This window comes from Thermomonospora echinospora (assembly GCF_900108175.1).
Taxonomy (GTDB): domain Bacteria; phylum Actinomycetota; class Actinomycetes; order Streptosporangiales; family Streptosporangiaceae; genus Thermomonospora; species Thermomonospora echinospora.
Genome location: NZ_FNVO01000005.1, coordinates 394,543 through 418,566, shown reverse-complemented (window position 1 = coordinate 418,566; position 24,024 = coordinate 394,543). Strand labels below are relative to the sequence as shown.

Genomic DNA, 24,024 nt, shown 5'->3' with positions numbered 1-24,024 from the left:
GGCTGTCGCATTGTGGCCACGTGATCTTGCCCTGTCGCTCCGTGGTGAACTCTAAGATCTGGACATGTCCAGAGGCTCACGCGGCGTGTGAACCAGTAGCGGCGGATGCGCGTCCTTGAGACGTAGGTGAGTTGAGGGGTGCTTCGCCGCCCAGTCTTGTGAGGGCGCTCATGGCCATCGTTGACGAAGTCGGGGTGGAGAGATCACAGGACGCTGCCCGGCATCGTGACGATCCCACCGCGTGGATTCCCCGCTACCTCTACCAGGCCCTCGCGCTGGACTTCCTCGCGATGCTGGTGGCGGGGGCGGTCGCCTTCGTGATGCGGTTCAGCCTGGTCCCGGCCGAGTACACCATCCCCTATGTCGGGCTGGCGGCGGCGCTGCCGCTGCTGTGGGTGGCGACGCTGTCGATCGGACGGGCCTACGAGCCCCGTTTCATCGGCGTGGGCTGGGAGGAGTTCCACCGCGTCCTGCGGTCCGGGGTGGTGATGATCGCCATCGTGGCGACGGTCGCCTACGCCACCAAGACCGAGATCGCCCGCGGCTATGTGGTGCTCGCGCTGCCGCTGGGCACGCTGCTGACCTGGGTGCTGCGGTACCGGCTGCGCAAGCGGCTGCACCGGCGGCGCTGGCACGGCGAGTGCATGCGCCGGGTGGTGGTGGCCGGGCACCGCGGTGCCGTCTCCGACCTGGTCAAGCTGCTGGAGAAGCACCGCTACCACGGTATGGACATCGTCGCGGTCTGCCTGCCACCGGCCCTGAGCTGGGGCGAGAACGCGGTCGACCACGTGGAGGGCGTGCCGGTGCTGGGCGACTTCGGCCGGATCGCCGAGGTGGTCGCGACGGTGGACGCCGACTCGGTGGCGGTGCTGGCCTGCCCGGAGATGGACGGGGCGGCGCTGCGCCGGCTCGCCTGGCAGCTCGAGGCCGACGACGTGGAACTGGTGGTGGCGCCGGCGCTGATGGACGTGGTCGGCCCCCGCATCTCCATCCGCCCGGTGGCGGGGCTGCCGCTGCTGCACGTGGAGCACCCGGAGCTGAGCGGCGGCCGACGGCTGGTCAAGAGCCTGTCGGACAAGGTGGGCGCCCTGGCCGCGCTGCTGGCGCTGTCCCCGCTGCTGCTGGCGGTCACCCTGGCGATCAGGATCTTCGACGGCGGTCCGGTGCTGTTCCGGCAGACCCGGGTGGGCCGCGACGGCCGCGAGTTCACCATGGTGAAGTTCCGCACGATGGTCAGCGACGCCGAGGCCCGCAAGGCGGAGCTGGCCGCGCACAACGAGCACGACGGGGTGCTGTTCAAGATGCGGCAGGACCCGCGGGTCACCCGGGTCGGGCGGGTGCTGCGCCGCTACTCCCTGGACGAGCTACCGCAGCTGCTCAACGTGCTGCGCGGGGACATGTCGCTGGTGGGACCGCGCCCGCCGCTGCCCGAGGAGGTCGAGCGGTACGGTGACGACGTGCGCCGCAGGCTGGTGGTCAAGCCGGGCATGACCGGGCTGTGGCAGGTCAGCGGCCGCTCCGACCTGAGCTGGGAGGAGTCGGTCCGGATCGACCTGCGCTATGTGGAGAACTGGTCGCTGGTGCTGGACTTCCAGATCATCTGGAAGACCTGGTCGGCGGTGCTGCGGGGGGCCGGGGCCTACTGAGGCGGGCACCGGGCCGGACCGGGCGCACCGGGCCGGGTGACCGGGCGGGACCGTAGCGTTCGAAGAGCGGGACTCCCGGACGAGACGTCCAGATCATGGGGGACAATGGACGGGCATCCCACTTAACCGAGTCTGGAAGTCGACTACATGGCGCCCATCTCCGAGTCCGATGACCATGCGCTGGCGGCCGAGCTGGCGACCGCCGCGGGCGAGGTGCTGCTGGGCATCCGCGCACGGGTGGGGCACGCCGACGGCAAGGCGCTCAAGGACGCCGGCGACCAGGGCTCGCACGAGTTCCTGATGGCCGAGCTGGCCGCGCGCCGTCCGGGTGACGCGGTGCTGTCGGAGGAGGGCAAGGACGACCCCGTCCGGCTGGGCTCCGACCGGGTGTGGATCGTCGACCCGCTCGACGGCACCCGGGAGTTCTCCGAGGAGGGCCGTAGCGACTGGGCCGTCCACGTCGCCCTGTGGGAGCGGGGCAGGCTGGCCGCCGGTGCGGTCGCGCTGCCCGCGCAGGGCCGGACCCTGCACACCGCCGCGGACCCGGCGGGTGCCCGCGCGGTGGTGACGACCGGGGACGGCGACTCCCCGCTGCGGGCGCCGGCCCCCGAGCCCGGCCGGCTGCGGATCGCGGTGAGCCGGACCCGCCCGCCGCAGTTCGTCCAGCGGCTCGCCGAGCTGCTGGAGGTGAAGGTGGAGCTGGTGCCGATCGGATCGGCCGGGGCCAAGATCTCCGCGGTGCTGCTCGGCGACGTCGACGCCTACGTGCACGCCGGCGGGCAGTACGAGTGGGACAACGCCGCCCCGGTCGCGGTGGCCGTGGCCGCCGGGGCGCACGCCAGCCGGATCGATGGCGCCGAGCCCACCTACAACCAGACCGACCCCCTGCTCCCGGATATCCTTGTCTGCCATCCTGGGTCGGCGCCGATGCTGCTGGCCGGCATCCGGGACGTCAAGCAAGACCTGCCAGGCTGACGAGCCGAGAGAAAGCCCTTGATAATGCAGCGCAGTGACTACCTGCTGTCCCAGCTCGATGTGCTCGAGGCCGAGTCGATCCACATCATCCGCGAGGTGGCCGCCGAGTTCGAGCGGCCCGTCCTGCTCTTCTCCGGGGGCAAGGACAGCATCGTGATGCTCCGGCTCGCGCAGAAGGCTTTCCGGCCCGCGCCGATCCCGTTCCCGGTGATGCACGTGGACACCGGCCACAACTTCCCCGAGGTCATCGAGTTCCGGGACCGGCGGGTCGCCGAGCTGGGGGTGCGGCTGATCATCGCCTCGGTGCAGGAGTCGATCGACTCCGGCCGGGTGGTGGAGGAGACCGGTAAGCGGGCCAGCCGCAACCGGCTGCAGACCACCACGCTGCTGGACGCCATCGAGGAGCACCGCTTCGACGCCGCCTTCGGCGGGGCCCGCCGTGACGAGGAGAAGGCCCGCGCCAAGGAGCGGGTGGTGTCCTTCCGCGACGACTTCGGGCAGTGGGACCCCAAGAACCAGCGCCCCGAGCTGTGGAACCTGTACAACACCAAGATCCGCCAGGGCGAGCACGTACGGGTGTTCCCGCTGTCGAACTGGACCGAGCTGGACGTGTGGGACTACATCCGGCGTGAGGAGCTGGAGATCCCCTCCATCTACTTCGCGCACACCCGGACGGTGTTCGAGCGCGACGGGATGCTGCTGGACGACAACCCGTACGCGCACCGCGACGAGGACGAGCCGACCTTCGAGGCGATGGTGCGCTACCGCACGGTCGGCGACGCCAGCTGCACCGGGGCGGTCAAGTCCACGGCCACCACGCTGGACGCGGTGATCGAGGAGATCATGGCCACGCGGATCACCGAACGCGGCCAGACCCGCGCCGACGACCGCACCAGCGAGGCCGCCATGGAGGACCGCAAGAAGGAAGGGTACTTCTAGCCATGGCCATGGACATCCTGCGGTTCGCCACCGCCGGCTCGGTCGACGACGGCAAGTCCACGCTGATCGGCCGACTGCTGTACGACTCCAAGTCCATCTTCGAGGACCAGCTGGAGGCGGTGGAACGCACCAGCGCCGACCGCGGCGAGGAGTACACCAACCTGGCGCTGCTGACCGACGGCCTGCGGGCCGAACGGGAGCAGGGCATCACCATCGACGTCGCCTACCGCTACTTCGCCACCCCGCGGCGCAAGTTCATCATCGCCGACACCCCGGGGCACATCCAGTACACCCGGAACATGGTGACCGGGGCGTCCACCGCCGACCTGGCGATCATCCTGGTGGACGCGCGCAAGGGCATCGTGGAGCAGTCGCGGCGGCACGCCTTCCTGACCACGCTGCTGCGCGTCCCGCACCTGGTCGTGGCGATCAACAAGATGGACCTGGTCGACTACGAGGAGTCGGTCTACCAGGCGATCCAGGACGAGTTCACCGCGTTCGCCGCCAAGCTGGACATCGGCGACCTGACGTTCATCCCGATCTCGGCGCTGCACGGCGACAACGTGGTGGACCGCTCGGTCAACATGCCCTGGTACGACGGGCCGTCGCTGCTGCACCACCTGGAGCACGTGCACATCGCCTCCGACCGCAACCTGATCGACGTGCGCTTCCCGGTGCAGTACGTGATCCGGCCCTACAAGTCCACCGACCCGGAGCTGCACGACTACCGCGGCTACGCCGGGCAGGTCGCCGGGGGCGTGCTCAAGCCGGGCGACGAGGTGGTGCACCTGCCGTCCGGGCTGACCACCACGATCACCCACATCGACGGGCCGAACGGGCCGGTCGCCGAGGCGTTCCCGCCGATGTCGGTGACGCTGCGGCTGGCCGACGAGATCGACATCTCCCGGGGCGACATGATCGCCCGGCCCCACAACCGGCCGGAGGTCGCCCAGGACCTCGACGCGCTGGTGTGCTGGATGTCCGACGAGCGGCGGCTGAATCCCCGGATGAAGCTGGTGATCAAGCACACCACCCGGACCGCCCGCACCATGGTCAAGGACGTGCACTACCGGCTGGACGTCAACACCCTGCACCGCGACGAGCAGGCCGACGGCCTCGGCCTCAACGAGATCGGCCGGATCAGCCTGCGGGTCACCCAGCCGCTGTTCGTCGACGACTACGGCCGCAACCGGCTGACCGGGGGCTTCATCCTCATCGACGAGGCCACCAACGGCACCGTCGGGGCCGGGATGATCACCGGCACCGGCTGACCGGCCGCCGGATCCGCGATCGCGCGGACGGCGACGCGACGAGCAGGGCACAATGGGCCGTTCCCGGCCGAACGAGGGTGAAGGTGAGCCCGTGAGTGACGCGTACCCCTCCGTGGGCGTCGTGCTGCCCACCCACGACCGGCCCGAGATGCTGCGGCGGGCCCTGGAGTCGGTGCTGGCGCAGGACTACGGGGGCGAGGTCCACGCGGTCGTCGTCTACGACAGGGCGACGCCCGACGAGAGCCTCGCCGGCGACCGGGTGCGGGTGCTGGCCAACGACCGCACGCCCGGGCTCGCCGGGGCGCGCAACACCGGCATCCTGGCTCTGGACACCGACCTGGTGGCGTTCTGCGACGACGACGACGTCTGGCTGCCCGGCAAGCTGGCCGCCCAGGTCGCCGCGCTGCGCGCCGAGCCGCGGGCGGTGCTGGCCAGTTCGGCGATAGTCATCGACTTCGACGGCCGCGAGCTGCCCCGGGTGGCCGGCCGCGCCCGGGTCACCTACGACGAGCTGATCCGCGACCGGCTGATGATGGTGCACTCCTCGACCTATCTGGCCCGCCGCGCCGAGCTCGTCGAGATCGGCATGGTGGACGAGGAGATACCCGGCAGTCAGGGCGAGGACTGGGATCTGGCGCTGCGGGCCGCCCGCCGCCATCCCATCGTGCACGTCGACCGCCCGTACGTGCGCGTCCTGTGGGGCCTGACCTCGCACTACGCACACGCCTGGGAGACCAAGGTCGCGGCGATGCGATGGTTCCTGGACCGGTATCCGGAGATCGCGCGGGAGCCGGCCGCGGCGGCGCGGGTGTACGGGCAGATCGCGTTCGGCCACGCTTGCAACGGGCGGCGCGGGGAGGCGCTGCGCTGGTCGGGCCGGGCGCTGCGGGCCAACTGGAGGGAACGCCGGGTGCCGTTCGCCCTGGCGGTGGCGTCCGGACTGGTCTCGGGCGAACGAGTGCTGCTGGCCCTGCACACCAGGGGACGCGGGATCTAGTCGTGGGCCGCGGATCGCCCCCGCCGATCTGCGGCAAAGGCGATAACCGGCGCGTCACCCGCCGATAGGATTTCCCTTCCGATCAGGTGGCGCTCATGTCAGCTCTGGATAAAGGGGGCGTATGGTCACGGCCCGGACCCACGACTCCGTGGACGTACTGGGCGTCCGGGTCAGCGTGGTCGATGTTCCGCTGCTGCGGCGCCGGCTGTGTGAGGCGATCGAACGCCGCGACCAGTTGACGATCACGTTCGCAAACCCCAACTACGTGATGGCCGCGCGCAAGGACCCGACGCTGCGCGAGCTGATGAACTCCTTCGACCTGAACCTGGCCGACGGCTGGGGGGTCGTGATGGCGGCCAGGATCTTCGGCAAGCCGGTGCCGAGCCGGATGGCCAACGACGACCTCACCGACGAGTTCTTCGGGCTGTCGGCCGAGCGGGGCTGGCGGGTCTTCCTGTTCGGCAACGCCCCGGGAGTCGCGCAGGCGGCGGCGGAGAACCTGCGCCGGTGGTACCCCGGCGTCCAGATCGTCGGCACGCAGCACGGCCACTGGGCCGACGCCTCCGGACGGATCCCCGACGAGACGGCCGACCGCCTCGTCCGGGAGATCAACGAGGCCAGGCCCGACATCCTGCACGTGGGTCTGGGCACCCCGCTCCAGCAGATCTTCGTGAACGAGCACCTGGGCCGGCTGACCGCACCGGTCATCGTCACCTGCGGCGCCTATTTCGAGCATCTGGCCGAGCGGCGGGAGTACTACCCGGCGTGGATCCTCAGGCTGCGGCTCGGCTGGCTGTACCGGCTGTTCCGCGACCCCCGGGCCATGTGGCGCCGCTACACCATCGAACTGGGCTCGTACGTGCTGCGAGTGCTGGCGTACCGCATCCGCCACGGCAAACAGCGCTGACCGCCCCTCGCACGACCGCACGTCCCGGTACGGTCGAAGCCGCACCGATTCGCCTAAGGAGCGCCCCCCTTGGACACCAAACCGCGTCCGGCGACGCTGCCGGGCCTCGTCGCGCTGGTCCTGCTGATCGTGTGCGGCTGGACGGCCACCCCGGCCAGGGCGGCCGACCTCGACTGGAACATGGTCGCCGAGTCCATCGGTGAGGCCGGCTACTACGTCGACTCCGAGGCCAAGTACTTCAAGAGCGACAAGGCGCTGGATCTGCTGCGCAACGCCCAGGACAGGTCCACCCCGGTCTTCATCGCGGTGCTGCCGGCCTCCGTGCCGCCCGCCACCGCCCTGTCCCGCATCCAGTCGAACCTGAAGCGCAAGGGCACGTACGTCGTGCTGGCAGGGAACCGACTCCAGGCCACCTCGACCGCCCTGTCCAGTCCGACGGTACAGCGGGCCTACAAGAAGGCGGTGGGCACCTACAAGGGCAAGCCCGCCCAGTCGCTGGTGGCCTTCGTCCGCGAACTGGACGAGGAGAAGGTCGGCAACCAGATCCCCGGCCGTACCGAGCGGCCCCAGCCGCTGCCGAAGAACAAGGCAGGTGAACAGCCGGCCCCCCAGCAGGGCGCCCCGCTGCCCGGAGCGGCCGCCGAGCAGGCCCGCAAGAACGCCGACAAGTCCGACGGGCCCGGCATGCTGCCGATCCTGGCCGGCGCCGCGGTGGTCCTGGCGGCCGTCGCGGCGGGAGGCTTCCTCCTGCTGCGCCGCCGCCGCACCCGTCCGGCACCGGCCTCTGCGAACGCCTCCACGCAGCCCGCGAACACGCCCGCTCCTGGTGCGCCCGGCTCCACTCCGGGCGGCACCGCCCCGGCCCCCGGCCCCACCGGCGACGGCCCCTACCCCGGCGGCGCCGGCCAGAGTCCGTTCGGCGGCCCCGGAACCGGCCAGGCCGGCGACCCGGGCCAGGGGCCGAACAACGGGCGATAGCCGCACAATGACGGCGGGGCCGTCCGGCGCGCGCGACCGCGCCGGACGGCCCCGCCGTCATGGGACCGGGCTGGTACGGGACGACCTCTACCAGCGCATGAGAAGCTGAAGGTGGCGCTGGCCCGTGCCGACGCCGATGACCCGTCCAGCGGGGCGTCCGCCGGTGAGCACGACCGTTCCCGGCCGGCTGCGGGGCATCAGGTTCCCGGAGCCGAGCTGGCCCTTGCCGCCGGAGCCCCAGGTGAGCGCCGTGCCGTCGGTGAGGACGGCGACCCCGTAGGTCCCGCTGGCATGGATCTGCGCGACACCGCGGAGATGAGAGCTGCGGACCCCGAGGACCGGGACGGGGCGCAGGGAGTCCTCCACCGAGCCGTTGCCGAGCTGGCCGGACACGTTCTCGCCCCAGGCGACCACGGTGCCGTCGCCGCGCAGCGCGTAGTTGTGGTTCGCGCCCGCGCTGACCGAGGTGACGTTGCGCAGGATCGGCAGCCCGTGCGGGCCGGCCACCGTCGTCGGGGCGGCATGGTTGCGGCGGGTGCCGTCGCCGAGCTGCCCGGCGTTGTTGGCGCCCCACGCCACGACGGTGCCGTTGGCCAGCCGCGCCAGCGCGTGCCGGCCGCCGAGGGAGATCTGCCGGACACCGGTGAGCTTGGGCGCACCGTTCGGGCCGCGCACGGGGCGGGGCAGGGGGCGGTCGGTCGCGGTGCCATCACCGACCATGCCGTAGCGATTGGCGCCCCAGCCGAACACCGTCCCGCTCTTCGTGAGGGCCAGCCCGGTACGGCCGTTGACCGCGATGGCGGTCACCCCGGTGAGCGGGCCGCGCCCGTCCGGCCGCCGGAGTGTGGTGGGGAAGGCGGGGGCCGCCTTGCGCCCGATACCGCGCTGACCCGACTCTCCGGTCCCCCAGGTCACCACCGTCCCGTTCCCCAGCAAGGCCATGGAGAAATCGGCGTCGGCGGCCACCGCGGCCACATCGGAGAGATTCCCCGGCTTGCCGTCAGGGGCCCGGACCGGGGTGGGGAAGGCACGCGCGGTCTTGGTGCCGTCGCCGAGCTGGCTCTTGTCGTTGGCGCCCCACGCGACGACCCGATGGTCGGCCAGGATCGCCAGGGAGTGACGTCCGCCCCCCGCCATGGCCAATACGCCGCGCAACCTGCCCTGCCCCTGCAGGCCCATCGCCGGGCCCAGCGCGACGTCCATGTCCTTGGCGGTACGACGGCCGAGCTGCCCGTCGGTGTTGTACCCCGCCGTCCACACCTCGCCGGAGACCTTGCCAGCCGTGCCCGCCGGCGGGGGAGACACGACCCGGGGCTTGTCGCCCGCGGCCGGTCCGGCGTCGCTACAGCCGCTGAGCAGGCAGAGCGCGGCCAGCGCGGGCGGGAGCGCGGCCGGCAGGGTCCGTCGCCGATGCATGTCCATGGCAGAAGGCGCTCACCTCGTGCGCACACACGCGAACAGCGTGCGCCCGTAGTTGTCGGCGAACGGCGGCCGGGCGTCGTCGTCGGGGCCGAGGTCGACGATCTCGTCGAAGGTGGTGTGGGCGCGCAGGAACGCCTCGACGCGGGCGGTGTCCCAGCCCCGCAGGCTGTCGCGGAACCACGTCTCGTGCCCCTGCCCGGTTTCGAAGAACAGTACCCGGCCGGTGACGCCGTCCAGCAGTCTGATCAGCTCCTCGGGGCCGACGGAGCCACGGCCGAGGACGAAGTGGTGCAGCAGGCTGAAGCAGGACACCACGTCCCAGGAGCGGTCGGCGCCGCGCAGCAGCTCGACAGCGTCACCGGTGGTCACCGCGCCGTCGGTGAGCCCGTACACGGCCTGGCCCAGCGGCACCGCCAGCGGGTCGCGCTCCATTCCGGTGGCGTCGAAACCGCGGCGCCCCATCTCGGCGACGAACCAGCCGTAGCAACTGGCCACGTCCAGATAGCTTGCCGGGGCGGCGATGCCGCGCTCGGCCAGGAAGTCCGTCATCTTGTCGAGTCGGTCGGTGCAGCGGCGCACCGTCACCCAGCCCGACCGCAGTTCCGGGGAGTCGATCGGCTGGTAGAGCTGTTTGGTGCCGTCCAGCCAGCTCATCCGCAGCAGGTGGTCCTGCAGCGGGGTCGTCACCGGCATCCACTTGGCGACCACCGGAACCGTGGTGCGGCCGCGCACGGCGGCCACGGCGAGCCTGTGGTGGCCGTCGAGTACCTGGTAGTAACCCGACCCGCGCACCGGAGCGACCAGCACCGGGTCCCGCGGGCCGCTCTGCGCGGGCCGCAGGGCGTCCGAGGCCGGGGTCTTCCCCCGGTAACGGGCGATGAAGGCCCGCGCGGCCCGGATCACGCCCTCCTCGTCGGTCGCGCCGAAGTAGTTGCCGCCCGCCGCCACGCACCGCATCCCCAGCCGGCAGTAGGCGGTGTCGGACAGCTCGTCGTCGGACGGCTCGCCGCGTTCGTCGGCCAGCCGCAGCAGCGCCACGTGCGGGCCCTCCAGCAGCGGCGTGGACGGCCACAGCAGGTCCCCGGTGCGCTCGGCGAACTCCCGGGCGGTCCAGCCGCCCTGCGCGCCGAGCAGCAGCCGGTCCAGCGGGACCGTGATCGGCCAGGGGCGGCGCAGCACCGCGGTGGACAGCGCGACCCTGGCACGCGGTGGGATCGGCACCGAACGACCCGCGTCGACGAGGCGTCCGTACACCGGCCCGTTCGGCGCCACGCCCGCCTTGCGCAGAACCGTTCGGGAGCGGCGTCGCACCTGGTCAAGCATCGGGGACATGCACTCTCCTCGGGGAGTCGTCATCGGACGGGACCGTCCGCCCGCCGCCACGGCGGCCCGGAAGCAGCGCGGCGAACGCGGTGAGCGCCAGGCGGTCCCGGCCGACCCACAGTAGGACAAGGTAGCCGCAGACGCCGGGAATCAGCCCGATTGCAAGCCCTGCCGGATTCGCGCCGAAGACCGCCCGTGCGGCCAGCGGCACGATACCGAAGGCCAGGACCGCCGCCAGTACGGCGAGGGGCATCCCGGCCCCTCGCGGGCTCATGGCCAGCAGCCGCCGCACCTGCACCATGCCCAGCAGGTTGCGGGTCACGATGGCGGCGGCCCAGGCGGTGGCCGCCCCGGTGGGTCCCAGCTCGGGTATCAGCACCAGGTTGAGCGCGATGTTCACGGCCAGCGCGGCGGCGTTGTTGGCCAGGCTCAGGCCGCTGTGGCCGGCCATCAGCAGCATCACGTCCAGCGGCCCGGTCGCGGTGGCCAGCAGCATGGCCGTCGCCAGGATGACGGTGGGCCACTGGCCGGCGTCGGCGTACTCGGACCCGAACGTGGACATGTAGACGGGAGCACCGACCGCGACGGTCAGGTGCACCGGCCAGGTGAGCACGACCGTCCAGGTGGTGGCGACCGCGAAGATCCGCTGCGCCCCGGCGCGGTCCTCCAGCGCCAGCAGCCGGCTCACCGCGGGCTGCATGACGTTCTGGACGGCCTGCGTGCCGAGCTGCCCGATCACGATGAAGCGGGTGGCGGCGGTGTAGACGGCGGCGTCCCGAGGGGAGCTGAGGGCGGCCATCAGCACGATGTCGGCCCGTTGCAGGGCCTGCTGGCAGATGTAGCCGACCGCCCGGGGGGCGGTGTACCGCCAGAAGTCCCCGGCCAGCCCTCTGACGGAGGCGGAGTCCCCGCCGCCGGCCGGGCCGGCGGCGGCCAGCCGCCGATACCACAGGGCGGCGGCGAGCAGACCGGGCAGGTACGGCAGTGCCCAGGCGAACGCCAGCGCCGCCGGATGGCCGGACGCCAGCGGCACCACCAGGACACCGCCGACCTGGGCGATCTGGCGGAACATCTTGTCGATGAGCACGGTGGGGCGCATCGTGCCGTGACCGCGGGTGGCGGCCAGCAGCGTGTCCTGCACCACGGCCAGCGGCAGGAACGCCGCCAGCACCCGCAGCATCACGGTGACCTGGCCGGGGTCGTCGGCGCCGAGCACGGCGGCCAGGGTCGGGGCGGCCAGCGCCAGCCCGGCCGCCGCCACGACGGCCAGCACGGTCACCGGGATGAGCGCGATCGGCAGGACGCGGCGGGCCGCGACATGGTCGCCCAGCGCCAGATGGCGCGGCAGCCAGCGCAGCAGCCCGGCGTCCGAGCCCAGCCCGGCGGCGGCGCCGAGGATGATGAACAGCGAGGTGGCGGCGAAGAACGCGCCCGCGGTGGCCTGGTCGTGGCCGTGCGCGACGATGAAGATCAACGCCAGGCCGAGGACGCCGGCCGACATGGCGCCGGCCAGGTTGAGCGCGCCTCCTCTCGCCAGGCGTCCCAGGTTGGGGCCTGTAGCGGGTTGTGCGCTCATGCGTGACGGGCCGGGGAAGGGAGAAGGTCCATCGGCTCAGCCGGCCGGCTCGCTCGTGGAGCCCTCGGCCATCCGCTCCTCGCCGCCGAGCAGGGTCGCGTCGGCGTGCCCGGCGGGAGCGGACTGCCTGGCCCGCTTGCCCGTGGACTGGGCGCCCCGGATCGCCTTGGCGGGCGTGATGTGGTTACCCGGCTGGGCGGCCCGCTGCGAGGACGTCTCGCCCCGCGGGGACGAGCCGCCGGCCACCGACGTGTCGCCCCAGGAGCCCGATATATCCGCCTCTCCCAGCACCTCCTGCGAGGACCTGGTGGGCGTCGGCTGCGAGCGCGGGGCCGGGCCGTCGTGCTCGGCCGGGGCCAAGGCGGCGATGGCCTTCCTGCGCGGCTGGGCCGTTCTGCCCTGGGCTTCCGACGCGGCCCCGTCCGCGGGCTCCGCGGCGTCGGCCCGGTCTTCCTCGGGAGGAAGGGGGTGCTGGCCCGTGGAGTCCTTGCGGCCCCTGAGCCCCTTCTTGGGCGGCGGCGTGTCCAGCACTGTTCCGATCACCATGGTGTTGGCCCGCTGCGCCTCCGCGTACGCCTGCTCCAGCTCGTCGCGGGTGGTCACCCCCGGGGTGATGATCAGCAGTACCGCGTCGGCCATCACGCACAGGGCCTGGGCGTCGGCGTCGCTGACGCTGTCGGCGTTGACCACCAGGAACCCCGCCCGGCGCCGCAGCACCTTGATGGCCTCGCGCATCCGCGGCCCGCTGAACCGGTGCGCGGCCTCCCGGGCCTGTCCGCCCCGTGGCAGCAGCCGAAGCTGGGAGTCCACGTGCACCAGCAGCTCGGCGGGGTCCACCCCGTGCAGCAGGGAGTCCGACAGTCCCTTGGCCTGGCGCAGGCGGAACAGCGGAGCGGGATCCACGTCACAGGTGGCCGCGTCCACCAGGATCGTGGCGGAGCCGGCGAAGGCCAGGGCCACCGCCAGGTTCGCGCTGACCAGCGTGGCCGACCGGTTCGGGGTGGCGCTGGTCACCAGCAGCGTCACCGGTGCCTTGGGCGCGGTGGCCACCACCGCCGCGCGCAGCTTGCGGTAGGCGTCACCGGCGCCGCCCTTCGGCAGGTCCACCAGCGGCAACTGGCTCTCGCCCGACCGCGGGCGCTGCAGCGTGCTCAGCACGGGCACGCCGAGCTGCTCCACCTCCTCCGCGCTGTAGAGCCTGCGCTCGGTGCGCTGGCGGATCAGCACGATGGCCACCGCCAGCGCCAGCCCCGCCAGCAGGCCCACACCGCCGAAGGTCAGCGGCTGTTTGACGCCCGGCCCGCTCGGCAGCACGGCCGGGGTGATCACCTGGCCGGGGTTGATCGGCGTGCTGCGCACGTCGTTGGACTGCTCCTCGATCACGCCGAGCTGGTTGGTGTAGGCCTGGATGCGGGTCTCCCAGAACGAGCGGGTCGCCCCGCTGGAGACCTGGGCCTTCCTGGTGGCGGCCTGGAGCGACAGCTCCACCCGGTGGGAGCTGTCGGCCAGCTTCTTCAGCTTGCCGTCCAGCAGGCTCTGCGTGCGCTGTCTGCGGTATTCCAGGTAGGACTCGGCGAACGCCTGCGCCCCGTCGCGGGCCCGCCGGGGGTCGCCGGCGGTGAACGCGATGTTGAGGACCTGGGTGTTGGGCGGCACCTGCACCGAGACGCGGGCACGCAGCTCACCGGGGTAGGAGGTGGACCGCATCCGGGTGCGCGCCAGCTGCGCCACCCCGTCGGTCTTGACCAGTTGTGCCTCGGTCTCCAGGTTCAGCAGGTCGTCGCCACGGCCCTGGGGGGAGTACGGATTGCCCTCCAACGGGTTCACCAGCACCGCGGCGGACGCGGTGTAGGTGTTGGAGGTGAGCACGCCGAACCCCAGGCCGGCCGCGGCGGCCAGCACCGTAATGACGATGATCAGCATCCGGTGCCGCCGTAGCGCGGCGATGGCCTGGGCCTGGGTCGTCCCGAACTGGTCAGTCGCCACTTCGTCTCCCTGATGAGCGAGGCCCCGACGTGCAGACCGGCTCCTGGCCGTCTGATTGCCTCGACATTACCGTCCATTCATCCGATCGTCGGTGCCGTTGGCCCGTCACGGCCGCCGTCCGCGCAGCCGGGAGAGCCCCGGGCCGCGGCGTGTGCGCGAGCCGTCGGGGACGATCAGCACCAGCCCGTACGGCGCCGCCGTCACCTTCTCCAGAGCCTCGACGCCGGCGATCAGTTCCCGGTCCAGCACGTGCTCGACGTCGGCGGCCAGCACGGTCAGATCACAGCCGACCGCGCCGCCGACCGAGTCCGCCTCGCCCAGCGACATGCCCGTCACGATCACCACGTCGGTGTCCGGGCGGGCTCTGGCCAGCGCGGCGGTGATCACCCGCTCCTCCTCGTCGACGCCGACCGCCACCACCCGGTAGGGCGTCGAGCGGGCGGCGGCCCGGGCGCCGATCTCCAGCACGGCGACGTCCATCCCGCCCTCCTTGCAGGCGGCGGCGACCCCGTGCGCCAGTTCCACCACGTCTCGGGTCGGCGCGCCGGCCAGCAGCAGGGTCCGGGCCCGCCGCTCGTTGATCAGGTTGCGCAGCCGCCGGTAGGCGTGCAGGCGGGACGCCCGCCGCCCGGTCACCTCGGCCAGCACCGGCAGCGCCAGTGAGTCGCGCACGTCGCCGGTGGAGCGCAGCCGCCGCGGACGGCGGTCACGCCGCAGTGCCAGCGCCACCCCGGCCAGCAGCCCCAGGGCCGCGCCGCCGGTGCGGGACACCTGGCGGCCGGGGTTGTCGGGTGCGGCCGGCAGGCCCGCACCGCGCACCACCTCACCGGGCTGGACGGCGGTGCCGTCCAGCGCCGACAGTTGCCGCTGCACCTCGCTGATTTCGCGGTTGATGGCCTGCCGGCGGGTGCGCACGGTCAGCCGGGTCAGCTCGGCCGGGTCGCCCGGCAGCGCCTCCAGCTCCTCCTGCAACAGCTTCTGGCGGCGCTGCAGACTCTCCCGGTTGCGCTGCTGGATGCCGCCCAGGATCTCCTCGCGCAGGGTCAGGTACGCCTCGGCGAGGACGTCGGCGCCGTCGCGGGCGGCGGCCGGGCTGTCGGCCCGCACCATGATCGTCAACACCCGGGTGTTGGGCGGCACCCGCATGGAGATCCGTTCCACCAGTTCCTGGCGCTCGACCCGGAACCCCGGGAAGGTGGACAGCCTGCTGAGCACCTCGTTGGAGAGCACGAGCTGGGTCTCGGTGTCCATGGTCGAGTCGCGCGGGCGGCGCTTGGCCGCCGAGTCCGCGCTGCCGGCCAGCGGTGTGGACGCCTGCAGGCCGGAGTGCAGCGACACCGGCGGCGCCAGCACCGCCACCGTCGCGGTGTAGGTCGGCTCCACCAGCAGCATCGTGCGCAGCGTGCCCAGCAGCGCACCCACCAGGACGGCGGCCACCAGGACCCACCACTGCCGGCGGACCAGCCCGGTGTACCACGTCAGGGAGACGGCGTCCGGCACCGGGACGCGGGAGGGACGGCCGATCGCGGCGGGCCGTGGGGGCGCCACCGAGACCTGGGGCAACGCGGACGTCGCGTCCGTGGCCGCCGTACGGCCGCCGGCGGCCGGGGCCTCAGACCGCGTGCTCACGTCATCGCCGCCAGGCGGGAACCTCACCGAGCAGCGCGGCGAGTTTCTCGTCGTACGGCTCGAAGTGCGCCGACAGCCGGGCCCGCACCGTCGCCGGCATGGGCGAACTGGGCCGGGCGTTGTGGCGTTCGAAGGAGGCCGGACGCCAGTGGGGCAGCCCCAGGAAGTCGATGACGCGGTCGTAGTGGGGCTCGGGCTCGGCGAAGAAGTCCTCGGCGAACAGCACCAGCACCCGATCCTGGCCGAACAGCTCGAACAGCACCTCCAACTGGTCGGCGTACTGCCCGCGGTTCACGTACGAGTGGTGGCGGTGGCTGTGGCTCAGATAGGCGTCGTCGGCGCGCATCTTCTCCACCTCCCCGGCCAGCCGCTCGGGCTCCAGTTCCAGCGCCCGCTCGAACGGCTCGGTCTCGAACCCCCGGGCCAGTTCGTGCTTGTGCGCCGAGTACGCCCGCTCCACCGGATCGCGCAGCAGCACGATCAGCTTCACCCCGGGAAGGTCGGCGGCGATCCTGCCGGGGGCCAGCGGGTGGTGCATGTAGTAGCCGGCGGACTCGAACGCCAGCGGCCGGTCGGTGGTCCCGGCGGCCCGTTTGCGGGCCGCCGCCCGCGTCGGGAAGTGCCCCTGGTACCAGGTGGGGCCCCGGTGGTAGTTGACGTCGAAGTAGTGCACGCCCTTGTGGAAGTTGGGCTGAACGATCCCTGGATGCTCGGCCAGCGACCGGAACAGCGAGGTGGTGCCGCCGCGCTGGGTGCCCACCATCAGGAAACCGGGCAGCATCCGCGTCCCGGCGGTGAGCCGCCCGGCGCCGCGGGACACCGCCCGGCCCGTCTGCTTCACCCACAGCGGCGCGTCGCGCCTTGAGATCATCGGTTCCTCCCCGCATGGTCGTGCAGCAGGTCGAGCAGCCGGCGGGACTGTTCCCGCAGCGGGTCGCCGATCGGCTCCTGGGCGGCCAGCAGGTAGCGCGCGCACAGCTCCAGGTAGTACAGCTCCACGGTGGCCCGGCCGGCGCCTCCGGAGACCGACGCGCCCAGCGGCTCCAGCAAGGCCGGCGCCCCGTCCGGCCATGCCTCGTACGGCGACCGGGCCGACAGTCGGGCGGCCTCCTGCAGCCGGTAGTGCAGCAGGTCGAAACCGAACGGCACGCCGACGGCGAACCGCTCCCAGTCCCATAGCTGTAGGACGCCCCGATGCCAGGCCATGTTCCAGGGCGTCCAGTCGCCGTGCCATGCGCCGAAGTCCAGCTTCCGGGCGCCGTGACGGGCGCCGATCCGCTCGATGACCCCGGCCAGCCGTTCGGCGACGGCAGTGTCCGCCAGCCGGGCGGGCACCTGTCGCATTCCCGTCCAGTAGGGGCTGTCCTCCAGCGCCGCCCGTTCGATGCCGGCGGCCCCGGCCAGGGCGCGCATCGCGGCGACCGGCGGGTTGCGGCGGGGCCGCCAGCCGAGCGCGCTGGTCGGCAGCGGCGACAGCACCAGCAGCCCCAGACCCTGCCAGTCGCCGTGGTGCAGCACCCGCGGCACGCTGAGGCCGGGCGGCGACAGCCCCGCCAGCCGTTCCAGCGCCGCCGCCTCCGCGGCGATCAGCCCCCGTGCCGTCGGATTGTCCCCGACCTTGACGAACGCGACGGGTTCACCGGCGGGCGTCAGGACGTGCAGGATCGGTTTGCGGTTGGCCCGGACGGTGCCGAGCCCGACGCTGACCACCACCTGGCGCCCCAGCAGCCCGCCCAGCCGTTCCTCCACCGACTCGCCGTCCCCGCCGACCACGCGCAGCCGGTCCCGGAGCGCCCGCTCCGGCAGCCCGGTGCGCACCGCCGTGGCGGTCAGGCTGCGCGAGATCCGCTGGGCCGGCCCCAGGTCGTGGCTGTAGCGACGCAGCGCCGCCGCGGCCGCGCCGGGCAACCCGGCCGGCAGCAGCAGCCGGGGCCGGTCCGCGTCGGGCAGGAAGACGAACTCACGGCGCGCCGGCCCGCCATCCCGCGCCCCGGACGGTTCCACGCGGGCGCCCGGCCACAGCGCCGCGACCGTCTCCACCCAGGCCGTCGCGGTCATCGGGCCGGCTCCGCGGCGGCCGGCCCGAGCGCGATGGCGGCCGTCGCCTCCGCGTCCGATCCGGGCCTTCCGCCCGGTGCGGCGTCGGCCGTGCGGCGCGCACGCCATGTCAGCGCTGTCGAAACCATCACCGTGAACAGCGGAATCTCCACGAGGTCGTAGGTGAAAAGGAACTGCCCGAAGCACAGCAGAATGGCGCATCCGGCGATGCCGTAGTGCGAGCGTTCACGCCAATGGCGGGCGAAGCGCACCACGAAGAACGCGATGAAGGAGACCGTACCGCCCACTCCGGTGGCGAAGACCAGCAGCCAGATGTGCCCCTGGGTGCCCATCGGCGGCACCCCGCAGGCGCGGCAGCCCGGCCGGTCGCCGCCGGCCACCGAGGCGAAGTTGCCCTGCACGTCCCTGGTCGAGCCGAACCCGACGATCGGGGAGCCGGTCAGCGCGCTGCGCACGGTCTGCTCGGCCAGCAGCCCCCGCCGGTTGTTGCTGTGCGGATTGTCCAGCCGGGCCTGGATCAGGCCCGGCAGCGGCGAGGCGGCGAACAGCAGTGCGCCCACGGTCAGCGCCGCCAGCGTCCGGCGCACCGCGCGGACGTTGCCGCTCATCAGGATCTTGCCGATCACGAACGCCGACATCAGGCCCAGCGACAGCCACAGCCCCCGGTTCAGCGAGTAGACCACCGGCCACAGCGAGATCGCCAAGATCAGCGTGCCCGTCACCCGCCGCCACCGGCCGCCCTGGATCAGCCACGTGATGATGAAGAACGGCAGGAAGAAGGCGTAGGCCGAGCCCCACACGTTGGCATAGCCGAACGGCGCCTGGGGCCTGGCCTGCTCGAAGCCCAGGATCGTCTCGATGGAGGCGACCTTGGGATGGATCCAGTCGTAGACGAAGGCGTTCTTGGCCAGCGCGTTCGGCAGCACCAGCTCCATCGGCGAGGTGAGTTCCAGGTTGGGCAGGAACGAGCCGACGAGCCCTCCGGCGGTGGTGAAGATGAACATCAGCGCCAGCAGGTCCGCCACCCGCCGGGTCGGCAGGTCCCGCTCGCTGAGATTGCCGATGAACAGCAGCACGACGGTGGCGGCCAGGTACCACGACATCCGCCACAGGAACACGAACAGCCGCCCCGCGCCGCCGCCCAGCACCGCGCCGGGCGCGTCGGCCCACAGCGTCCCGACCCCCAGCATCACCCAGGCCAGGAAGAACAGCCACCAGCCGAACCCGCGGGGCACCACCACCCTGTCCCGGTGCCGCCACAGGTGCAGCGCCATCGGCACCGTCATCAGCAGGAAGATGATCGCGCCCAGGCCCAGCAGCCACCACACCGGGAAGCCGATGAAGATCACTGTCAGCGGCCAGCCGGGCCCCAGCCGCGCCCGCAGCGCGCCGATCGGACCGGGCCGGCGCCCGGTCCGCCCGAAGTGGGGGACGGCTCCCGGCATCGGACGGGTCCGCAGCCCGCGCCGGCGCCAGGGCGGCAGGGCCCGCCGGCGCACGAACGGAGCCGGCCGCACACCGTCAGCGCTCGATCCGTTCACATTTCCCCCACCTCGCCGCATCCGCAGATTAACCCGTCGCCCCCGGAGCCGGGACGCGTCGGGGACATTCCCCTCGACGGGCTGGTCCGGCCGTGCGGCGCAGGAGGCGGCGATGAGACCAAAAAGTTAAACATGGTCCCGGCGCGCCCGACATGTGAGCTGTACTGTGGCCCGGCGGACGGGCGTGCGGAACCTGCCCGCTCCACGGGGGCATGGAGCGGGGACCACGAAACAACCAGCGGCGTGCACCCCGCTCCGTAGGGCCCGCTCGGGCCGCGGCCTCGGCGAGGCCGTACAGCGATAGGGGAGGGCGCAAGAATTGTCCCTGCGCAGAATATGGGCCTCTGCAATCGGGCTGACTCTGATCACCGGCTCCGTGGCCGCGATCGTGACGAGCCCGCCGGCCACCGCGGCCGTCCATGGCAAGGTGGTCAGCGCCGATCCGGTCGACTTCACGCCGCACGTCCAGGACGGCGCCGTCAAGTCGATCGTGCAGATCGGTGACCGGGTCTACATCGGCGGCTCGTTCACCCAGGTCAAGGAGGCCGGGTCCAACAAGCCGACCATCACCCGCAACGGTCTGTTCGCGGTCAAGGCCACCACCGGCGAGATCATCCCCGACTTCGACCCGGACGTGCAGGGCGGCGAGGTCAGCGTGGTGCTGCCGTCCAAGGACGGCAAGTCGCTGTACGTGGGCGGAGCGTTCAAGACCATCGGCGGTACCAGCCGCTTCGTGCTCGGCAAGATCAATGCCACCACCGGCGCCCTGGACACCGCCTTCCGGCCGCAGTTCGACGCGCGAATCAAGGACCTGCGGCTGGCCGGCGACCGACTGTACGTCGGCGGCAACTTCGCCACCGTCTCGGGTGTCGCCCGGCCCGCGCTGGCCACTGTCGACCCGGCCACCGGCGCGCGTGACGACTTCCTGGACCTGCAGTTCACCGGCACCCAGAACGGCGGCAGCACGCTCGCCTACAAGATGGACGTCAGCCCCGACGAGTCCAAGCTGGTGGTCGTGGGCAACTTCACCCACGTGGCCGGCCAGCGCCGCCAGCAGGCCGTGATGATCGACCTCAGCGGGTCCACCGCGCAACTGGCCGACTGGCACACCCACCGCTACGAGGCCGCCTGCGTCAGCGCCTACGACAGCTACATGCGGGACGTGGACTTCTCGCCGGACGGCGAGTTCTTCGTGATCACCACCACCGGCGCCGCCGGCGGCACCACCAAGCTGTGCGACACCCAGGCCCGCTGGGAGACCGCCGCGACCGGCAGTAACCTCCAGCCGACCTGGGTGAACCAGACCGGCGGCGACACCACCTACGCAGTGGAGATCACCGAGACCGCCGTGTACGTGGGCGGCCACTTCCGCTGGTCCAGCAACCCGTTCGGCAGCGACACCGCCGGTCAGGGCGCCGTCTCCCGGGAGGGCATCGCCGCGCTCGACCCCGACAACGGCATGCCGTTCTCCTGGAACCCCGGGCGTACCCGCGGCATCGGCGTGTTCGACCTGCTGGCCACCGACCAGGGCCTGTGGATGGGCAGCGACACCGACATCGCCGGCGGCGAGGTCCACATGAAGCTGGCCATGTTCCCGCTGGCCGGCGGCACCGAGGTGCCCAAGAAGAACCTCGGCAAGCTGCCCGGCAACGTCTACTACGGCGGCGGCGTCGGCTTCGGGGCCCAGAACTACCTGCGGCACCGTTCCTTCGACGGCACCACCGCGCAGTCGCCGGTCAACGACGCCACCGGCGGGATCGACTGGCGCAACCAGCGCGGCGCCTTCATGATCAGCGGCAAGCTGTACCACGGCTCCTCGGACGGCAACTTCTACGTCCGTGACTTCGACGGCACGACCTTCGGGCAGCCGACGGCGATCGACGGCTCCGACCAGCTCACGTACATGTCCACCTGGCACAACCAGGTCAAGAGCATCCAGGGCATGTTCTTCGCCGGAGGCCGGATCTACTACACCCGCGGCAGCAACGCGCTGTACTACCGCTACTTCACCCCGCAGAGCGGCGTGGTCGGCCCGCAGGAGTGGACCGCCAGCACCAGCCTGCCCGGCGGCAACTGGTCCAGCGTGTACGGCATGTTCGTGCACGCCGGCCAGCTGTACTACGTCAGCAGCTCCGACGGGCGGCTCCGGAAGATCGCCTTCCAGGGCGGGGTGATCTCCGGCAGCCCCGTGGTGGTGGATCAGGGCGACTGGCGGGGCCGGGTGCTGTTCCTCAACGCCCCCACCCCGAACGAGCCGCCCACCGCCTCGTTCACGCGCAACTGCGACCAACTGGAGTGCGGCTTCAACGCCTCGGGCTCCACCGACTCGGACGGGACCATCACCGGCTACGAGTGGGACTTCGGCGACGGGTCCACCGGCACCGGGCAGACGGCGTCCCACACCTACACCGAGGCGGGCACCTACACGGTCAAGCTCACCGTGACCGACAACCGAGGTGACACCGGCACCGCGACGCAGCAGATCACGGTGTCGCCCACCCAGGTCAACATCGGGTTCCGCGGCACCGATGGGTACAACGCCAACACCGTCAAGGCCACCGTCACCGTCCCGGCGAACGTGCAGCCGGGCGACGGGATGCTGCTGATCCTGAACGTCAACGGCACCGGTGTGGGGATCACGCCGCCGGCCGGATGGCAGGAGGTCGCCACCCAGTCCGGCATCGCCCGGTCGACGGTCTGGCAGCGGGTCGCCCAGGCCGATGACGCCGGCAAGACCGTGGAGGTGGCCCTCGACGCCTACGCCAAGGCCGACCTGAGGCTGCTGGCCTACTCCGGCACCAGCGCCACCGATCCGGTGGCGGCGGTGGGCCAGGCCGCGGACCCGGCGTCGGTGGTCGACCACACCACACCGTCCGCCAACGTTGCCGGCGGCGGTAGCTGGGTCGTCTCCTACTGGGGCGACAAGTCCTCCACCACGAACACCTGGACCGCGCCGGGCAGCGTGACGACCCGGGCGACCAGCATCGGTACCGGCTCTGGCCGGGTGACCTCGCTGGTGGCCGACAGTGGCGGGGCGGTGCAGACCGGCTCGTACGGCGGCCTCACCGCCACCACGGACGCGGCCAGCCGGGCGCTGATGTGGACGATCGTGCTGGCCCGCAAGAGCTAGCACGCCGACGAGGCCGAAGGCCCGGCCCGGGGACTCCCCGGGCCGGGCCTTTCGGTTCTGGCCGGTTCTGGCTGGTTCTGGGCCGCCCTCCGCCGTGGGGGTGCCGGCCCCGGCGTTAGGCCGGCTTCTCCGCGGTGACGATCAGGGTCATGCCGAAGAAGCTGAGGGGGGACCGCTCGATCCGGTCGGTGACGTCGCGGATGCGCCTGCCGATGCCGGAGCGGTCGAACGGCGGCATCATGTAGTCGACCGACAGCGTCCGCAGTCCCGCCTCGGCCAGGTGCTGCCGCAGCTCGGCGGCGGTGAACGTGCGGGCGTCGGAGAAGCGCCGGTGTACCGGGCGTACCCAGGTGACGAACGGTGCCCGGCTGCTCGGGTAGCGCCGCCCTCGGTACAGCACGCCGTGCGTCTCGAACGGGAACCACCGGTTCGGGGTGGTGATGCACAGCCGCCCGCCGGGGCGCAGCACCCGGTGGATCTCGGCCAGGGTCCTGGGCAGCTCCGCGACGTGCTCCATCACCTCGATGGCCGTCACCAGGTCGAAGCTGGCGTCAGGGTAGTCCAGCTCGGCGGCGGACATGGCCCGCACCGTGATGCTCCGCTGCAGCGGGGTGTCCTTGATGCGCTCGGTGAACAGCGCCAGCCGGTCCTCCTGGATGTCGATCGCCTCGACCCCGGAGAAGCCGTCGGCCAGCCGGACCGTGTAGACGCCGTCGCCGCAGCCGACGTCCAGCAGCCGGTCGCCGCGCAGTGCGGTCTGTCTGGACAGCGCGTCCAGGCGCTTGGTGATGCCCCGCTCGCCCTTCGCGCTGGACTTGCCGAGCCCGAGCTGCTTATCCATCTGCCCTCCCAGGGCGGTGCTGCCTCACGCTGCCTTGCGGATGATGAACGACAGGTTGCTGTGGTCGGCGGTGAGCCGGCCGAACGACAGCGCGGCGGCCGTGCGTAGCCCTCTGTCCACGACCGGGGCCAGACGCCCGAAGAAGTCGATGTGGTGGTTGGAGGAGTAGGCGCTCTCGATGACCAGCCCGGCGGACGCGCAGTAGTCGACGATGCCCCTGTAGGAGACGACCTTGTCGTAGACCGTGGGGAAGGGGCCCCGGCCCGGGGTGCCGGCCAGCTTCTTACCCCGGATCCGCCGCTTGTAGGTGACGTGCAGCCGGTGCGGGGTGTGCCGGGTGATGAACCCGTACATCGAGTCGCGGTCGGGGATGCGCAGCAGCAGCAGGCCGCCGGGCCGCAGCGCGCCGACCATCAGGTCCAGCACCTGCCGCGCGCCCGCGATGTGCTCGAGCACGAACGAGTTGAACACCACGTCGTAGGAGCCGAGCTCCAGTTCCGCCGTGCGGAGGTCGCCGACAATGGCCTCGTCGAGGTCGCCGACTTCGTCGATGCGCATCCGCATCGAATGCTCGTTGGCGTCCAACCCGGTGAGGTGGTAGTCGACTCCCTCCAGGTCGAGCGTCCAGCGCCGCCCGCAGCCGGCCTCCAGGATGCGCAGTCGCATGCCGGGCCGCTCCGCGGCGTACTCGCGAATGCGGCGTTCGAACTGCTGGCTGTCGTAGGAGACGGTCGGCTGACGTTGAAGAGTCGGCATAAAGCGGATACTACCGGAACTGACCTGGTCAGCGTGGTGATGCGGGGAA

Annotated in this window: 18 protein-coding genes; 8 read left to right on the top strand and 10 right to left on the bottom strand. The window is 72.0% G+C overall.

The genetic code is table 11. The features are described from left to right. Positions 1 to 170 precede the first annotated feature (170 nt). The 7 genes from C4U03_RS15015 to C4U03_RS14985 all read left to right on the top strand — a co-directional run bounded on the left by C4U03_RS15015 (position 171) and on the right by C4U03_RS14985 (position 7,713). Positions 171 to 1,646 carry a sugar transferase gene (locus C4U03_RS15015; RefSeq protein ID WP_103938351.1) on the top strand — a complete coding sequence of 492 codons (1,476 nt, stop codon included), beginning with the start codon at positions 171 to 173 and terminating at the stop codon, positions 1,644 to 1,646. A gap of 147 nt (positions 1,647 to 1,793) precedes the next feature. Next, positions 1,794 to 2,621 carry a 3'(2'),5'-bisphosphate nucleotidase CysQ gene (locus C4U03_RS15010; protein WP_103938350.1) on the top strand — a complete coding sequence of 276 codons (828 nt, stop codon included), beginning with the start codon at positions 1,794 to 1,796 and terminating at the stop codon, positions 2,619 to 2,621. A 24-nt stretch (positions 2,622 to 2,645) separates the two neighbouring features. Continuing rightward, on the top strand, positions 2,646 to 3,560 hold the full coding sequence (gene cysD, locus C4U03_RS15005) for a sulfate adenylyltransferase subunit CysD (RefSeq protein ID WP_103938349.1): 915 nt from the start codon (positions 2,646 to 2,648) through the stop codon (positions 3,558 to 3,560). A 2-nt stretch (positions 3,561 to 3,562) separates the two neighbouring features. Beyond that, positions 3,563 to 4,831 (top strand): sulfate adenylyltransferase subunit 1, encoded by a 1,269-nt coding sequence (locus tag C4U03_RS15000; RefSeq protein WP_103938348.1) that lies wholly within the window; start codon positions 3,563 to 3,565, stop codon positions 4,829 to 4,831. 91 nt (positions 4,832 to 4,922) lie between these two features. Further along, complete coding sequence (locus C4U03_RS14995; RefSeq protein WP_235017873.1) at positions 4,923 to 5,828, top strand: glycosyltransferase family 2 protein; 906 nt, start codon at positions 4,923 to 4,925, stop codon at positions 5,826 to 5,828. Positions 5,829 to 5,949: 121 nt separating this feature from the next. Then, positions 5,950 to 6,735, top strand: coding sequence for a WecB/TagA/CpsF family glycosyltransferase (locus C4U03_RS14990; RefSeq protein ID WP_103938346.1), 786 nt, complete (start codon positions 5,950 to 5,952; stop codon positions 6,733 to 6,735). 69 nt (positions 6,736 to 6,804) lie between these two features. After that, complete coding sequence (locus C4U03_RS14985) at positions 6,805 to 7,713, top strand: hypothetical protein (RefSeq protein WP_103938345.1); 909 nt, start codon at positions 6,805 to 6,807, stop codon at positions 7,711 to 7,713. Between the two features lie 87 nt (positions 7,714 to 7,800). Here the strand turns inward: C4U03_RS14985 and C4U03_RS14980 are convergent, their stop codons facing one another. The 8 genes from C4U03_RS14980 to C4U03_RS14945 form a co-directional block, all read right to left on the bottom strand. Next, positions 7,801 to 9,129, bottom strand: a complete 1,329-nt coding sequence (locus C4U03_RS14980; protein WP_160146991.1) for an RCC1 domain-containing protein — start codon at positions 9,127 to 9,129, stop codon at positions 7,801 to 7,803. A gap of 18 nt (positions 9,130 to 9,147) precedes the next feature. Continuing rightward, positions 9,148 to 10,467 (bottom strand): ParB N-terminal domain-containing protein, encoded by a 1,320-nt coding sequence (locus C4U03_RS14975; protein WP_103938343.1) that lies wholly within the window; start codon positions 10,465 to 10,467, stop codon positions 9,148 to 9,150. Continuing rightward, positions 10,451 to 12,034, bottom strand: a complete 1,584-nt coding sequence (locus C4U03_RS14970) for a lipopolysaccharide biosynthesis protein (protein ID WP_103938342.1) — start codon at positions 12,032 to 12,034, stop codon at positions 10,451 to 10,453. The genes C4U03_RS14975 and C4U03_RS14970 overlap by 17 nt, the downstream gene beginning before the upstream one ends. A 36-nt stretch (positions 12,035 to 12,070) precedes the next feature. Then, on the bottom strand, positions 12,071 to 14,020 hold the full coding sequence (locus tag C4U03_RS14965) for a Wzz/FepE/Etk N-terminal domain-containing protein (RefSeq protein ID WP_103938341.1): 1,950 nt from the start codon (positions 14,018 to 14,020) through the stop codon (positions 12,071 to 12,073). Between the two features lie 105 nt (positions 14,021 to 14,125). Further along, on the bottom strand, positions 14,126 to 15,649 hold the full coding sequence (locus C4U03_RS14960; protein ID WP_160146990.1) for a Wzz/FepE/Etk N-terminal domain-containing protein: 1,524 nt from the start codon (positions 15,647 to 15,649) through the stop codon (positions 14,126 to 14,128). Position 15,650: 1 nt separating this feature from the next. Next, complete coding sequence (locus tag C4U03_RS14955; protein ID WP_103938339.1) at positions 15,651 to 16,520, bottom strand: sulfotransferase domain-containing protein; 870 nt, start codon at positions 16,518 to 16,520, stop codon at positions 15,651 to 15,653. Beyond that, positions 16,517 to 17,707, bottom strand: a complete 1,191-nt coding sequence (locus tag C4U03_RS14950; protein WP_103938537.1) for a phosphotransferase — start codon at positions 17,705 to 17,707, stop codon at positions 16,517 to 16,519. Before C4U03_RS14950 ends, C4U03_RS14955 begins: the two co-directional genes overlap by 4 nt. Then, positions 17,704 to 19,248 (bottom strand): O-antigen ligase family protein, encoded by a 1,545-nt coding sequence (locus C4U03_RS14945; RefSeq protein WP_200827243.1) that lies wholly within the window; start codon positions 19,246 to 19,248, stop codon positions 17,704 to 17,706. The genes C4U03_RS14950 and C4U03_RS14945 overlap by 4 nt, the downstream gene beginning before the upstream one ends. Positions 19,249 to 19,624: 376 nt before the next feature. Between C4U03_RS14945 and C4U03_RS14940 the strand changes: the two genes are divergently transcribed. Beyond that, complete coding sequence (locus tag C4U03_RS14940; protein ID WP_235017872.1) at positions 19,625 to 22,378, top strand: PKD domain-containing protein; 2,754 nt, start codon at positions 19,625 to 19,627, stop codon at positions 22,376 to 22,378. A gap of 115 nt (positions 22,379 to 22,493) precedes the next feature. On the opposite strand, the gene C4U03_RS14935 is transcribed toward C4U03_RS14940, so the two are convergent. Together C4U03_RS14935 and C4U03_RS14930 are read right to left on the bottom strand one after the other, a co-directional pair. Continuing rightward, complete coding sequence (locus tag C4U03_RS14935) at positions 22,494 to 23,219, bottom strand: class I SAM-dependent methyltransferase (protein ID WP_103938338.1); 726 nt, start codon at positions 23,217 to 23,219, stop codon at positions 22,494 to 22,496. A 24-nt stretch (positions 23,220 to 23,243) separates the two neighbouring features. Continuing rightward, positions 23,244 to 23,975: a class I SAM-dependent methyltransferase gene (locus C4U03_RS14930; RefSeq protein WP_103938337.1), complete on the bottom strand. Its 732-nt coding sequence runs from the start codon at positions 23,973 to 23,975 to the stop codon at positions 23,244 to 23,246. Positions 23,976 to 24,024: the final 49 nt, after the last annotated feature.